Genomic DNA, 14,855 nt, shown 5'->3' on the forward strand with positions numbered 1-14,855 from the left:
TCCAGAAAGCTTAGTTTTTCCGAGGGCTATCGATGAAACATTTTTTCACCGGGCTTATTGCCTTCAGTATGTTTTTATCACCTGATGCTGTGGCTTACAACTCAGGAAGTGTTTCTTTTACTATTGATAATGATGGTATTGTCGGCACCGATAAAAACTATACCAATGGCATTTTTCTGGCCTATCATTCAGCCTCCTCACAGTTACTGAGTGACATAACTCCCGGGCCGATTTACCAAATTGCAAAATATCTGCCTTTGGACAAAGAGAGCGCTAAAGGCTGGAATGTCGTCTTTGGTCAACAAATTTGGACCCCGGAAGATATAGAAAGTACCGAGCCTGTCGAAGACGAACGACCTTATGCAGGATTGCTATTTCTTGAAACAGGTGTCTATCAATACTCATCCAACCGAACTGATCAATACAATTTCATGCTCGGCACAGTTGGACCCAACTCTCTTGCCGAACAAGGACAAAGGTTTATCCATGACATTATCGGTTCGGATGAACCGATGGGCTGGGACTATCAGATCGAGAATCAAATCGTATTTAATCTTGGCTATCAAGGCCATCGATTAATAAGCCGGCATAATACCGAACCGTCAAACAGCAGCTTGTCACAATATGACTTTAGTGGTGTTGGCCGTATCAACGCAGGCAACTATCAAAGCGAACTGGCCATTGGCTCGGTTGCACGCTGGGGAAACAATCTTGCCCATAACTTCGGGACCACCGGATTCAGCCCGGGGAAATTTGTTGATATCGGCATGCTATCTTCCAGCCCGACAGGTTATTTTTTGTTTACCGGCATCGAGGGCCGATATCGGATAAATGACATAACCGTAGAGGGCGATCGCCCGAGTGAGGTTCCCGATAGCAATGTAGAACACTGGCAGGCAACGGCCGTTATCGGCGGCATTTATTACCAACCCAAATGGGGAGTTAGCCTAAGCTTTGCAATCACTACACCTGAATTTGAAGAAGATATGCATTCTTCAAGTTCAATTGGCTCGTTAGAAGTGTTCTGGCGTCTGTAATCGCACATACACCAATAGCCAAACAATAGTAGTTAATAGATAGCGACGGTATCACCGCTATCTACGATCAGTTTATGGTTAGTCAAGTATTTGCAGCTCCGGCCAAAGTGTTAACCACTGCTTATCTTCTACACGCTGTTGGAAAATGGTAGGTCTTGCATTATTAGGGTTAACGCGTACCTTAAGCGACCAGTTTTCACCTAGACCAAAAGGTGCAGTAAAGGTAAAGTTTTGATCAAACTCTAGCCTCACCCCGACACAGGTCGGCACCTCAATCCACTGCGCTATCCCGTCTGTTGTACTGGAATAAGGCTGATGCCCATGGCGAACATGCATTCGGGCCTGATTTCGAACCTCCCATTCAACATCGGGAAGCAATTTTCTGAGCCTTGCTTCGATTTCCCTCTCTGTCTCGAGGGAGGTATCCCCTGCATCAAAATAGACGACATCCACATCGTTAAGCGGTGTCATACTTTTTTTGGCATGCAGGTGATCCCAAATAGCATTTCTCAGAAAACCGGCCCCTAGATACCAATCAGGCAAATTAAGCGTACGCGCCGCCTGTAAACAGGCCATCCGTAGCGCATCCTTAACCAATAGCTGGCTGGTCTGTTCTTCAACACTCACCTTTCACGAACACCCTTGCTTTCATTCACCATTCATTTCAACACGGCTAACACACCGGCGCGCAGAGAAATACGAGACTAAATAACTTTCTGCACTAGCGACGAAATACCCTCATGCGGAAACTCTGCCTTTTCAGCCATTGCCGCAATATCTCGTGATGAGTATTTCTGGCCATCATACACAACGACCATGCTTGTATCACCGGACTGCAAAAACGTGGTTTCACCGTACTCGGTATATCGGGTTGCACCAATACTGATCAATGCCTGCTCGGGATAGCTTGCGTTCGCGAGGTGTTCGGCGATATTTTCAGTCGGACCGACATCCAACTGGTTGTTCATACGATCGACAATCCAGCTCAACAGCTTTTCATGAAAATAGCTATACCCAACCACCGGGCTGTCTTCACCGTATCGTTCAACCTGATCAGCTCGCTGGTGAAAACTAGCAATTCGATAGCGATCAAGCTCGCCACCTTCCGTCAACCCGTCCAGCTCGAACATCTGGCTGGCGATACCTTTTGTACTCGCTCCCCAGTTTTTCTTTTCACTGATTTTGTTGGCATTAGGTTTGCGAATTGAACAATCGTTATACGCTGCAAACTTAACCGGCTTTAACCCAACCACTTTGTTGTCCTGATATTGAATATCACAAAGCAACGCAACTTCTGGCTCAATCTGTAAATTATCCGCTTCATTCGGTGGGGTAATTGTGTCCGAGGATAATGGGTAAGTCGCCAAGAACCCAGCTTTGTCGGAAGGAACATAAAATGGAAAAATAGCTTTTGGCTGAACAGCTTCCTTCACCTCAACCGTCAAAAAGTCACTTGCTTCGCCTGCTTGCTCAAGGTGGCCGGCAAAATTACCGGCAACGCCAAAGCCAATTACATGTCTAAATACCATAACTGCCTAATTCATAGTGAAAAACTTGGAACATAATAACGAGATAACCAACTAGGTTCACCCTACATTGACTCACTCTTTGTGCCAGTTCAAGGATTGCATTTTCCTTTGAACACAAATAATACAGTTTTCGATTAATATAGCCATTAACCAGATATATTTCATGCAACAACATACAGCACATAACGAGCCAATCCATATAGACATATTCGCCTTGCCTATATATAGTTAGCTGCAATAAAAAACGACGTTCACTAGGTAACAGGATGTATAAAACAACCATTGGGGCGACAGCTATTCTTCTTGCGATAGCTTCAACACCAAGTAGTGCTGCCACCCCGGAGACAAAAGCAATCAACGGTAACGATGCCTCCTCCTATGGCAGTTTATTACTGCCTTGGCAAGCTGCTATAAAGCAAACGTTTAATGACAATACCGGTTGTGGCGCTGTTGTTATCAGTGAAAACTGGGTGGTAACGGCTGCTCACTGTGTCGTTCCCCAGATTGGTAATATTGTAATTGCGGGTACCTCGAATATTCCGCAGGGCGATTTCAGTACACTGGATAGTAAATATCAATTTAACGTCGTCAAACGTATACCGCATCCTAACTATGATGATACTAACATCAACCATGATGTGGCCCTGTTCCGTGTTGAACGCTCGCTATATAGCGTCGCCCAGCCTATTAAAATTGCTACCGCAGCCGAACAAGTGGCAGCCGATCAGGACTTTGCCAACACCTGGGTGGCAGGGGCTGATTCCAGGGGAAATCTAATCGCTTCCGGGTGGGGTGACACTGTCACCAAAGGGACCTATCCATCAGAGCTTCAGGTAGTCAGGCTTGGCGGTATCCCTGATGACCAGTGTAATAACACGATGACGGACAACGACAATTTTGTCTGTGCTGACACCAATATTGCAGGCTTGATCAAGGACGTATGTGCTGGGGATTCTGGCGGGCCAATCATTTGGCAGAACCCAAGTTCGATCGCAGATACTGACAAGGGCTTACGCCTTGTCGGTGTCACGAGTAATGGTGCTAAATGTAGCGACAAAAATGACAATGCAGATAACCCGGCTTTCCAGCTTAACGGGCAGTATTCACAGTTGGCCTCGTACCGTAGCTGGATAGAAACGACGATTCAGTCAGAAGACAGCAATCCATCTTTCAGTCTTTCGGCAATTGCAACCCCAACCTTCAGCCAGGATCCATTTGCTGTTGTTGATGACCGGCCGAAAAGCTCAAGCTCTTCCGGCGGCTCATCAGGTGGTTCTGTGCCGTTATGGGGGCTTAGCCTGCTATCACTAATTGGCTTTATACGCCGTCGTCGCTAACAACACAGCTTCCTATAAATAAGGGCTCCATTAGGAGCCCTTTTGCTTTATAAGTTTATAAGAAATTATGCATCTTCAAGTACAACAATTTTTGTAGAACCGCCATGGAATTTCTCCCGGCGACGCTGGACCAGCGCGAAGAAGCCAGGGATCAGGAAGGTACCTGCCAGCAATACGCATAACAGTCCGCCTGTTAGTGAAATACCCAAAGAATTCTGGCTAATATGACCAGCGCCCGAAGCAAATATCAGTGGAGTGATGCCGAGAATAAATGACCAAGATGTCATATTAACCGCACGGAAACGTAATTTACCACCTCGGACCGACGCCTGCTCAATGTCCAGCTCTTTTTCTTCCCGCTCGATTTTCGCAAATTCAACAATCAATATTGCATTCTTTGCGGCCAGCGCAATCAAGAGTACAAGACCAATCTGGGCATACAAGTTAAGCGGTGTCCCTGTCGCAGCCAAAGCAAGGAAAGAGCCCAGCGTCGCAACCGGCACCACCAGGATAATTGCTAATGGAATACTCCAGCTTTCATATTGCGCGACCATGAACAAGTAAATAAAGATCAATGCCAACGCAAAAGCATAGATAGCCTGGTTACCGGCCTTAACTTCTTGATAGGCCATCCCCGTCCACTCGTACTGGTAACCCTGCGGCAATACTTCGGCAGCGACACGCTCCATGGCAGCAATCGCATCACCACTCGAATAACCGGCAGCAGCACTACCCTGTATTACAGCAGAACGGTACATGTTATATCGCCATGCTACATCCGGCTCAAACACCTGCTCAATTGTCGCCAAAGTACTAAGCGGGATCATCTCTCCACTCGATGAGCGAACATGGAAACGCTCAAGCGAGTCAAGATCGTTTCGGTATTCGCTATCCGCCTGAACAGTCACACGGAAGTTCTTGCCATACAGTGTGAAGTCATTGATGTACATGGAACCGAGGTTACCCTGTAGCGTCTGGAACACCTCCGTCAATGGAATACCCAGTTGCTTGGCTTTAACCCTGTCAACATCCACATAATAATGCGGTACATTGGCGCGAAATGTACTGAAGGTAAACTGAATTTCAGGCTGGGCATTGGCTTTTTGGATCAATTCACCCATCACATAGGCCAAGTCAGTTCGGTTCCGGCCAAGCGTATCTTCCAGAACAAACTCAAACCCCGATGCTGCACCCATCCCCGGAACGGCTGGTGGGCCCATAGCAAACACAATCGCTTCCGGCAATTCGGCTGCTGCGCGTGCGTTGATACGGTTGGTAATGGCAAACGACGAGTGATCCCCTTCCATGGCATTGCGCTCGTCCCACTCTTTCAGCTTGATAAACAGTGACGCTCCATTGGAGGCCGCTGCACCAGTCAGAAACGCATAACCATTGGCAACGGTGATCCCTTCGATACCCGGCTCTTGCTCGACAATCTCCTGAAGCTTAATGGTTGTTTCTTCTGTACGTGAGAGCGAGGCTGCATCTGGCAACTGGACATTTACCAGCAAGATCCCTTTATCTTCCTGCGGAACAAATGCTGTCGATGTGGTTTTCGACAAGAAGCTAACAGCCAGCACAGCAACAATAAAGAAGCTAACCAGCATACCAACTTTTCGTACCAGAAAACCGGCGATGGCACCGTATTTCAGTGTGATCTTATCCAGTCCACGATTAAATGCCTGGAACCAGCGAGAGGTATTCTCCCCGCCTTGCTTAAGTACAAGCGAACATAATGCCGGTGATAATGTCAGTGCATTAATCGACGAAATAACAACAGAAATACAGATTGTCAGCGCGAACTGGCGATACATGATCCCGGTAATACCCGGCAGCATAGCAACAGGCAGGAATACTGCCAGCAGAACCAGTGTCGAGGTGATAATCGGCCCCGTTACCTCTTTCATCGCAATCAACGTCGCTTGACGAGGCGTCAGGCTCGGATCCCGCTTCATGTTGGTATCGACGTTTTCGATAACCAAGATCGCATCATCCACGACAATACCAATCGCCAGTATCAAGCCGAACAAGGTAACCGTGTTGATGGTAAAACCTGTTGCCAGCATAATGGCAAAAGTACCAATAAGAGACACAGGAATAGCAACAACCGGAATCAAGGTCGAACGCATGCTACCCAGGAACATATACGTTACGGCAATAACCAGAATGATGGCTTCAATCAGCGTTTTAACAACCCCTTTGATGGACTCCGCAACAAATAAGGTGGTGTCATAACTGGTTTCATACGCCATACCTTCTGGCATGTTGGCTTTCAAATTATCGAGAAGAGCCATCACCGCCTTGCCACTTTCCAGCGCATTGGCATCAGACTGAAGTGACAATGTCACAATAGAAGCAGGTTGTCCCCTAAAGGTACCGTTTCCGTCATAGAACTTTTTACCCAGCTCTACACGGGCAATATCTTTCAGGTAAACAACCGAGCCATCCGGGTTGGCTCGAAGCACAACATTTTCAAACTCACTAACCGACTCCAAGCGACCTTTGGTCACCAGGTTAAACTGTACTTCCTGAGCATTATTGAATGGCGGTGCCCCCACCTTACCAGCAGCTACCTGAACGTTCTGTTCTGCGAGAGCAGCATTGACATCAGAGGTCGTCAATCCCAGGTTGGCCATCTTCTCGGGGTTCAGCCAAACACGCATCGCATATTCGCCGCCACCAAGAACATTTACCTCACTGATACCCTGTACCCGTGCAAGCTGATCTTTAACATTCAGGTTAATGTAGTTAATCAGAAACTGATCATCATATTTACCATCCGGCGAATAGAAGTTCAGTACCATCAACAGATCCGGCGAGCGTTTCTTCACCGTCACACCAACCATGCGGACTTCCGCCGGCAGCTTCGACTCAATTTGAGAAACTCGGTTCTGAACGTTAACCTGTGCCATATCCGGATCCGTTCCGACATCAAACGTCACGTTGAGGTTATAGGAACCGTCGTTGGCACTTTTGGAGGACATGTAAATCATGTTCTCAACACCGTTTACCGACGCTTCAATGGGATCAGCAATTGCCTCTTCGACCACTTCTGCACTCGCTCCCGAGTAATAAGCAGTCACGCTCACCGAAGGCGGGCTGATTTTTGGGTACTCAGCGATCGGCAGGTTCATCAGTGCGATGGCCCCGGCCAAAGTCAAGATAATGGAGATCACCAACGCAAATTTAGGACGCTGGATAAAAAAGCGACTAAGCATGATTATTCCTTACGCATCCGACTGTTCGAAACGAACAGTCATACCATTACGAACACGCTGAAGGCCCTTGGTCAGCACGACATCTTTTGAGTCCAGGCCCTTGCGAATAATCACGCCCTGTTCTGTTTGCGCACCTAACACAACATTCCGGCGCTCAGCCACATTGCCGTCTTTCAATACCATAACAAAATCCCCCTCAAGGTCGCTCTGTACCGCGCGGCGTGGGATCACCGTCATTTTGACCGGTTCTTTTTCTCGCAGAAAGACTTGCACATGCTGTCCCGGCAACAGTCGCTGCTCAGGATTATCAAACTTGGCTCGCATCGCAATAGTGCCGGTGTTCAGATCAATTCGATTGCCAATGAAGTCAACTTCACCAAGGTGCTCATACTCTTTACCATTATTTAGCGTCAGCAGAACCTCGACATCACCTTGCCCCTCACCGCTTCCGTCAAGGCCGTCAATACCCAAGTCGAGGCGCTGACGTTCGCTGATATTAAATGAAGTCTGAATAGGGTCGAGGCTCACCAAAGTCGTTAATACCCCAGAATTGGGGGAAACAAGATCACCAATGCTGACTTTGCTATCGCTAATCCGACCGGTAAAAGGTGCAACAATCCGGGTAAATGACAAATCGACCTCAGCTGACATCAACTGAGCTTTCGCGGATTTTAACTGGGCTTCGGCATTCATTTTGTCTGCAGTCGCTTTATCAAAATCAGACTGGCTAATACTACCCTTAGGTAACAGGTTTTTACTCCTTTCCCAATCAAGATTGGCGCGTTTCAATGTCGCCTCGGCCTGAGCAATTGAAGCTTTGGCACTCGCTACTTTTGCCTCATAAGCAGTGGGTTCCACCTGAAATAACAGTTGGCCTTTTTCAACGAGTTCCCCCTCATCAAAAAATCGCTCTTTGAGGTACCCGGATACCTGTGCGGTAATTGCAACATCTTCTATCGCTTCGGTCCTGCCAACAAACTGCTTACCTTGCTGATAATCAATAATTGAAACAGGCTGCGCAGTTACCAATGGACTGACCGGTGCAGGTTTGCCCGATACCTTATCGCCACACCCAGCCAACAAGCTGGCAGTTATCAGTGTTGCAATAATATGTTTTTTATTCATTTGCCGACCATATGTAATATGTGTATAACAAGAAATTGCCGAAGCAATTACCGAAAAATTGATAAATTATTCAGATATTTTTGTAGTCTGATAAACTTAACATCGCGCCTTTAATGAAAGCTGAACAATAAAAAATAGTAACGGTTTTTTGCTGCTTAAGTGTTTCAAAATATTTCAAGACTTTATTTGATTAGATCATCAATAACTCAAAAGTCATTTGCCATTTAAATACAAAACGTTACAAATAATCACCAAACCAAGGAATATTATCTATATGGACTTTTTCCCTGTTTTTTTAAAACTTAGCAATAAGAAAGTACTGGTTATTGGCGGAGGGGAAGTTGCATGTAGAAAAGTCGATCTTTTGTTGCGAGCAGATGCATCAATCACAGTGATCTCACCTCAGCTACACCCTCACCTTGCCGGTCTTGCCGATAGCAGCCAGCTAACCTGGATAGAAAAAGAATATGAATCCGATGATGTAACAGGATTTCATCAAGTATGGGCAACAACCGATATACCATCGTTAAACCATCAAATATTCAAGGATGCATACGCGCGACGCATTTGGACCAATGTCGTCGATGATCCCGGCCACTGCGACTTTATAACGCCATCAATGATTGACCGTACCCCGATTCAAGTTGCAGTATCCAGCGGCGGAGCTTCTCCTGTTCTGGTTCGCTTTATCAGAGAAAAGCTGGAGACCCAACTCCCGCAAAACCTTAGCCTGCTTGCAAGCTACTCAGGCAAACAGCGCCAGCGGATCAAGCAACATTTCTCTACGGTCGACGAGCGCCGTAAGTTCTGGGAGCGTTACTTCCGCCTGCCCGAAGTTGAGAATGCCATATCAGATGAGCAACTTGAGAAAGCATTCCAACGCCTGCTAAATCAACCTGATAGCCCATCAGGAAGCCTATACGTTATCGAAACCGGTGGCGATCCGGAACTCCTAACACTAAAAGCATTACGGTTGATGCAACAAGCAGAATACGTACTATATCCCAAAGGAAACAATGACATATTCGTTGATTTGTGCCGGCGTGATGCGGAACGGGAAATGTACGAGGAATCAAGTGTTAGGCTGCAGGTAGCCGAACTATTGGCTAAGAACTTACGAGTTTGTATGCTGGTTCCCAAACACGCAGCCCCATGCGGTCTAGACACTCTCTGTAGGGAATATAACAGCTCGCTTATTCCTTGCTTAGGCTAAGCGAGTTTGAATACAAAAATGCCGCGCAATTGCGCGGCATTTTTTAAATGATATAGATTAATCAAGTTCCGCGACAGCAAAATCTTCTTCTGGTTGGCTCAGCTTCTTCTGCAGCCATACACCAGACGCTTTCATGCTATAACCGAACAGTACGCCAACGATAAGTGATGGGATCACCAACTGCCAGTCACCATTTGCTGCAAACGTCGCACATGAACCAATAAACGTTCCTGGAATAAAACTCAGCCAAGACTTCTTGGCTTGTACACACATCAGAAACGCAACAACGGCGGTTACAACGTAGCCAATAATTTCAATGCCAACCATAGTTGATAGGTGAATAATCACCATAGCCCAGAAGACGCCGCTAAGGTTTGTCGCAATACTTAAACCCAAGCCTTTAATCCCGTCTTTCGGAGAGGCAAAGTACGTTGTACAACCTAAAAACCCTGCCCAACTTAGCAAGCCAAGCGAAACGGCAACCCATCCCCAGATACCAGAAAGAATTCCCGTTGTGATAGCAATGGCGACAAGAACTGACATGTGAAATCTCTTATTAATACGCTTAGGGAAACAGTCTAATTGAGTTCCCATCGCATTTGAGTGACAAAGATCACACAAAGAATGAAACTTACATACACCAAAATCAACAAATAAGAGCTGCATCACTATAATAACGATTTCATCAACACTTTATGGCTTTCAGTTCTGTTTACACTAGTTAGTAGCAAGCCAAGAGTAAACTCACTGTTTACCACCATAAACAAACAAAATTTCACAAGAGTGATATGTCTCCAATACTATGAATCCGGTCTATTAGTCATGTTTGTCTTGAATTGACTGTGGTAACGTATCTACCCTCGCTTTCAGTCTGTTCATTGTTTTCTGCGGAGTTTTCATGGGACCTTTAATGCTTGACGTATCTGGCTACGAGCTAGATGCTGAAGAACGCGAAATCATTCAACACCCTACCGTTGGCGGAATTATCTTTTTTGCCCGAAACTATCATGACCGCCAGCAGCTCAGGGCGCTAACCAAAGATATCCGAAAAACAGCCAACCGCCCTTTACTTATCGCTGTTGACCAAGAAGGTGGAAGAGTACAGCGATTCCGTGAAGGCTTTACCTTATTACCGCCAGCCAAAGCTTTTGCAAGCCAGCAAAACGGGCTTGAACTTGCCAAACAAGGCGGATGGCTCATGGCCGCCGAGTTGCTGGCTATGGATATCGATTTAAGCCTGGCACCGGTGCTGGATCTCGGCTTCGATTGCAAAGCCATTGGAGATCGTGCCTTTTCTGATGATCCCGAGCAAATTATAAAATATGCCAGTCAATTCATTATTGGAATGAAACAAGCCGGTATGGCGACAACAGGCAAGCACTTTCCTGGTCATGGCGGTGTCATTGAAGACTCACACCTCGAAACACCTGTAGATCCACGCAGTAACATTAAACAGCATGATATGACAGTATTTAGTCAGCTAATTAATGATGGCTTGCTCGATGCTATGATGCCAGCACATGTCGTCTTTGATGCTTACGACAACCAACCTGCCAGCGGTTCTGAATATTGGTTAAAGAACGTGTTGCGTAACGATCTCAACTTCAAAGGGGTTATTTTCTCAGATGACCTGAATATGAAAGGGGCCGATGTGCTTGGGAGCTATAGCGAGCGGGCCATTGCCGCCCAGCAAGCCGGTTGTGATATGGTCATGCTCTGTAACAACCGAGCCGGAGCTGTTCAGGCACTTGATGGCCTTCCCCAAACACAGGTTGCTTGCTTGGAAGCACTATGTAAGAAACCGACTGGTGAGTACAAAGATTTGGTCAAAACCAGGATGTGGCAGGAGAATCAACAAGCAATTAGTAAGCTTGCTCAATCTTGGCGGGAACAGCAATCTTAATTCTTCTCGTCGGCGGGATAAGAACAATCCCGCCGCTATCAAGCTACACAGGCCATCTTTTGTTCCTGAGGTTGAGAAGCCATACTCTTACAGAAGTACGCAAAATCACGAAATATCATTGGCTTACCAAAGAAGTACCCCTGCTGTAAGTAGACCCCCTGCTCGGCAAGATACTTTGATTGCTCTTCAGTCTCGACACCTTCGGCTATCATCTCCATCCCAGCCTCCTTGCCAAAAGCGATTATCGAATCAAGCAAGGATAATTTGATATCAGCTGTACCAATATTTTCCACAAACATCTTATCAATTTTTAAGCTTCTGATATTAAGCTGCTGGATATAGCTAAAACCGCCATAACCGGTCCCGGCATCATCAAGTTTGACACCTATACCCCGCATTCTCAGCTGCTCAATAACATCTGAAGCCATGGTTAAGTCTGTAAACTGCTTTCGCTCAGTGACTTCAAAAGCAATTTGTTCGGGCGTTATCTCTGAGTGTTGTAGCAGCTTGAGAGATTTTTCCAGCACATCCAGACTCTCTAGCTGATCAGGAACCACATTGATACTGATAACCTGTTTCGTCATCTGCCAATTCAGTTTGCTGATCTCATAAATTGCCTTTTCTATAAGCTGCTCGGTAATGGGTAAGATCTGGCCGCTCTTCTCAACGTAAGGGATAAACTCCATCGGTGAAATAACATCTTGTCCTGGTCGCTGCCAGCGAGCAAGCATTTCACAGCCGTAAAGAGAATTGCTGGATACATCAACAATGGGTTGGTAATAAGGAACAAACTCTTGCTTCGCCAAGCCCTGTTCAACCAGTGAATGAAGAGACATTTTTCTGCGGATAAACATACGATATAAGGAAAGACAGATAGCCCCAAGCCCACCGCCAAACAAAAACAATGGCAACCATAGCTCTTCCTTATACTGAGTAAGTAGCTCTTGCTTTACAAACGTATTGATCCTGAGCCCTTCAGAAAATTCAGAGGTAAACAGCGGCTCATTAATAAGTAATGCTGCGTCTCCACGCCAATAAGACACGGTTGGACTATCAATAGAAGAAATCGAGCTTAATACACAGTCATCACAGTACTTGTTTCTTAGAGTCTCCGAAACAAGGGGCTCCATATGAACCAATAATCTCCCCTTCTCACCCTTCCATTCTGCTACCAGAAGGTTCTGTTCGCTTCTCGACTCTGATGCTACCCACAATGAAACGTCAGGCGTCATGTTGTTGAGCAAAGGAACCAACCTTGATTCTGTGTCAGCGCCTTGAAAGCTAGAGCACTGTGCGCCACTCTTCGTTTTAATGGTAATCCGCCGAATGACATAATCGTTATATGCAATGTGCTGAAGCTGATGCTGATCAAGGGGGCCACAATCAAACTGAAAATTTCGGCTTAGCGAACTGAGCACTTCAGGGAAACGTTCCACCTTCATTGAATAGGTATTCAATAGCTCTTTTGAATCTGAACTAATAATGTATGACAGTTGAAGCTGTGAAAAAAAGCCACTTAGCAATGAAAAAAGAAACGATAGGCCTAGAACAAATGCAATAGATGATAAGTTATGCTTTTTTAGAACCCCACGCTTGAATACACTCGCCTCTGTATTCCGAGCTCGATTATCGAATAACATAACCTGAAAAAGAACCTTTCCCTAGTAGCCGTCCATGGATTGCAACAGTATATGTCACAATAAAAACAACGATATTGAGTTACAACAATATACAACAATATTCATTAATGAGATGATTCTCAAGCATTACATTTTCATCTCTACGACTGAGATCACGACTTGGTAAAAAACGAAAAAAATGTATTACAAGATCAAGATTAAACCTGGCCTTGATCAAAATTGAATGCAGAGGAAATGAGGTTCTAAAGAAAAAACAACAGGAGGTTGCTTAGACAGGAATAGTCAAACAATAGTAATTACTATTCACATTGAATAGATAAATAAAACAAAAGCGCCATATGGCGCCCGAGTTTTATAGCGAGTCTCGTGAATAGTCTATACCCTTCGTGCATTTTTTCTCTTTTACGATAATGAATGCAGCGCCGAATATGAAGGCAATGACTAGCAGAGTTTCCATAATAACCTGTAAACCTTTGATTTAAGCCATGGTGCTCAATCCGAGAATAAAGACACCAAAAAAAGGGTTAAACTACGGTCTAAAGATTGCCTCTTGGCAAAAGCAATTTTTAGACTAAAAATAAGATACCTTATTTACGTTTAATTTGCACTAGCTAGTTACAAAAATGTGATGAATAATCATATCCATCAAACAGGCATTATATCGTAGATTAATTTATTAACCCATAATCAATAAGCTAATCTATACAGCAGCCAGAATAGCAATCTAAATCGCTATTCCTTATAAATATTCGGTTTCTTATTTGTAGCCCGTATATTTTGCGCTCAATTGGACAAGATCGCCAGCACTTTACTGCTGAGATTTATTAGATTTCAAAATTAGAAAAACTAATAGCAAAAGAACGACTGGGGGCGTTCTTCTGTGTTTGTTATAACCAACGCTTCTGACCAGTAAAGGTAACAGAAAGCCAGGTATCACCTAGCTCATCGGCTAACTCATCCCAAAGTAACTGTCGGATATAATCTTGCCGAGTAGTTGTCCAATAGGCATCGTCTGTAACTAGAATGTTTACTTCAAGATCGTACTGACGCCCTGTTTTGGCAAAGTGATGGGTGTAATCAGCAAAACGATACTGTCGCGACAACCTCGCAATCACCCGATCAACTTGCCGTTGTACATTATCTTGAGGCGCAACAAGCAGCACCTCACGGAGGTTACGTCGCAATACTTTAATCGGAAGTACTGAGGCAGCAATAGCCAGTGTCGAGACTAAGATTGGGTCAACATAAGCATTCCAGCGTGAATAACCTAACTGATCCAATAAGACCACAATAATAAAGCCAACCAATATTGCGGCACTCAGAATGCCATCAACTAGCCATTCCTGGGAGTCAACGCGTACCAGTTCGGACTCCACACTGCGCGCGATATACGTTTCAATGCAATAAATGGCAAAACAACACACGGTGGAAATGATCGCATAAACAATTGCATGTTCCAGAACTATATCATGTCCACCTTTGACAATGGTTTGCACACCACTGAGAAATGCAAATAAGCAAGTTATAAGGATGAGCAAGCCATTGACGACATTGATAAGAGGTTCGATGTGCGCGTAACCGAACTGAAACTGCTTGTCATCAGGCTTTGAAACCAGGTAGGCGGTATAAAGGCTCAAGCCTGTCATACCCATGCTGAGGAACGAAAACATGCCGTCAAGTAAAATGGCATTGGATCCGACATACAACCCATAGCCAATCCCCAAGCCAGCCAATACGACAGTTCCGGCCAGGGATAGTTTCAATGCCAAACGTTCTTTACTGATTTTACGGCAAATAGCCATACAATCCTCCTTATTCACATAATTGAAAGTTGCTACATTCACCTTAGCACT

At 45.3% G+C, this 14,855-nt stretch carries 11 protein-coding genes; 4 read left to right on the plus strand and 7 right to left on the minus strand.

Going from position 1 to position 14,855, the window contains the following annotated elements; genetic code table 11:
* The first annotated feature begins 32 nt into the window (after positions 1–32).
* Complete coding sequence (locus EIZ48_RS06180; protein ID WP_160649330.1) at positions 33–1,037, plus strand: lipid A deacylase LpxR family protein; 1,005 nt, start codon at positions 33–35, stop codon at positions 1,035–1,037.
* A 78-nt stretch (positions 1,038–1,115) separates the two neighbouring features.
* On the opposite strand, the gene EIZ48_RS06185 is transcribed toward EIZ48_RS06180, so the two are convergent.
* Together EIZ48_RS06185 and EIZ48_RS06190 are read right to left on the minus strand one after the other, a co-directional pair.
* Positions 1,116–1,664, minus strand: coding sequence for a nucleotidyltransferase family protein (locus EIZ48_RS06185; protein ID WP_338046902.1), 549 nt, complete (start codon positions 1,662–1,664; stop codon positions 1,116–1,118).
* A 77-nt stretch (positions 1,665–1,741) separates the two neighbouring features.
* Positions 1,742–2,566: a DUF5718 family protein gene (locus tag EIZ48_RS06190; protein ID WP_160649332.1), complete on the minus strand. Its 825-nt coding sequence runs from the start codon at positions 2,564–2,566 to the stop codon at positions 1,742–1,744.
* Between the two features lie 266 nt (positions 2,567–2,832).
* Here EIZ48_RS06190 and EIZ48_RS06195 point away from each other — a divergent pair, with 266 nt between their 5' ends.
* Positions 2,833–3,903 carry a serine protease gene (locus tag EIZ48_RS06195; RefSeq protein WP_160649334.1) on the plus strand — a complete coding sequence of 357 codons (1,071 nt, stop codon included), beginning with the start codon at positions 2,833–2,835 and terminating at the stop codon, positions 3,901–3,903.
* A gap of 65 nt (positions 3,904–3,968) precedes the next feature.
* Here the strand turns inward: EIZ48_RS06195 and EIZ48_RS06200 are convergent, their stop codons facing one another.
* Positions 3,969–7,121: an efflux RND transporter permease subunit gene (locus EIZ48_RS06200; protein WP_160649336.1), complete on the minus strand. Its 3,153-nt coding sequence runs from the start codon at positions 7,119–7,121 to the stop codon at positions 3,969–3,971.
* Between the two features lie 9 nt (positions 7,122–7,130).
* The gene (locus EIZ48_RS06205) at positions 7,131–8,246 is read right to left on the minus strand and encodes an efflux RND transporter periplasmic adaptor subunit (RefSeq protein ID WP_160649338.1); all 1,116 of its coding nucleotides are present in this window, start codon (positions 8,244–8,246) and stop codon (positions 7,131–7,133) included.
* Between the two features lie 274 nt (positions 8,247–8,520).
* Between EIZ48_RS06205 and EIZ48_RS06210 the strand changes: the two genes are divergently transcribed.
* Positions 8,521–9,459, plus strand: coding sequence for a precorrin-2 dehydrogenase/sirohydrochlorin ferrochelatase family protein (locus tag EIZ48_RS06210; protein WP_160649340.1), 939 nt, complete (start codon positions 8,521–8,523; stop codon positions 9,457–9,459).
* Positions 9,460–9,516: 57 nt separating this feature from the next.
* Here EIZ48_RS06210 and EIZ48_RS06215 read toward each other — a convergent pair whose 3' ends face one another.
* Positions 9,517–10,002 (minus strand): DUF1097 domain-containing protein, encoded by a 486-nt coding sequence (locus EIZ48_RS06215; protein ID WP_160649343.1) that lies wholly within the window; start codon positions 10,000–10,002, stop codon positions 9,517–9,519.
* A gap of 355 nt (positions 10,003–10,357) precedes the next feature.
* Between EIZ48_RS06215 and nagZ the strand changes: the two genes are divergently transcribed.
* The gene (nagZ, locus tag EIZ48_RS06220; protein ID WP_160649344.1) at positions 10,358–11,362 is read left to right on the plus strand and encodes a beta-N-acetylhexosaminidase; all 1,005 of its coding nucleotides are present in this window, start codon (positions 10,358–10,360) and stop codon (positions 11,360–11,362) included.
* Between the two features lie 38 nt (positions 11,363–11,400).
* Here nagZ and EIZ48_RS06225 read toward each other — a convergent pair whose 3' ends face one another.
* Both EIZ48_RS06225 and EIZ48_RS06230 read right to left on the minus strand, forming a co-directional pair.
* The gene (locus EIZ48_RS06225; RefSeq protein ID WP_500690605.1) at positions 11,401–12,921 is read right to left on the minus strand and encodes an EAL domain-containing protein; all 1,521 of its coding nucleotides are present in this window, start codon (positions 12,919–12,921) and stop codon (positions 11,401–11,403) included.
* Between the two features lie 968 nt (positions 12,922–13,889).
* Positions 13,890–14,804, minus strand: coding sequence for a cation diffusion facilitator family transporter (locus tag EIZ48_RS06230; RefSeq protein WP_160649348.1), 915 nt, complete (start codon positions 14,802–14,804; stop codon positions 13,890–13,892).
* Positions 14,805–14,855: the final 51 nt, after the last annotated feature.

Source organism: Photobacterium alginatilyticum (genome assembly GCF_009910675.1).
GTDB lineage: Bacteria > Pseudomonadota > Gammaproteobacteria > Enterobacterales > Vibrionaceae > Photobacterium > Photobacterium alginatilyticum.

What these genes read in the sequence shown, in the direction of transcription:
- EIZ48_RS06190 (WP_160649332.1), bottom strand. Translation starts at nt 2,566, where the DNA reads ATGGTATTTAGACATGTAATTGGCTTTGGCGTTGCCGGTAATTTTGCC.
- EIZ48_RS06210 (WP_160649340.1), top strand. Translation starts at nt 8,521, where the DNA reads ATGGACTTTTTCCCTGTTTTTTTAAAACTTAGCAATAAGAAAGTACTG.
- EIZ48_RS06200 (WP_160649336.1), bottom strand. Translation starts at nt 7,121, where the DNA reads ATGCTTAGTCGCTTTTTTATCCAGCGTCCTAAATTTGCGTTGGTGATC.
- nagZ (WP_160649344.1), top strand. Translation starts at nt 10,358, where the DNA reads ATGGGACCTTTAATGCTTGACGTATCTGGCTACGAGCTAGATGCTGAA.
- EIZ48_RS06230 (WP_160649348.1), bottom strand. Translation starts at nt 14,804, where the DNA reads ATGGCTATTTGCCGTAAAATCAGTAAAGAACGTTTGGCATTGAAACTA.
- EIZ48_RS06205 (WP_160649338.1), bottom strand. Translation starts at nt 8,246, where the DNA reads ATGAATAAAAAACATATTATTGCAACACTGATAACTGCCAGCTTGTTG.
- EIZ48_RS06215 (WP_160649343.1), bottom strand. Translation starts at nt 10,002, where the DNA reads ATGTCAGTTCTTGTCGCCATTGCTATCACAACGGGAATTCTTTCTGGT.
- EIZ48_RS06180 (WP_160649330.1), top strand. Translation starts at nt 33, where the DNA reads ATGAAACATTTTTTCACCGGGCTTATTGCCTTCAGTATGTTTTTATCA.
- EIZ48_RS06195 (WP_160649334.1), top strand. Translation starts at nt 2,833, where the DNA reads ATGTATAAAACAACCATTGGGGCGACAGCTATTCTTCTTGCGATAGCT.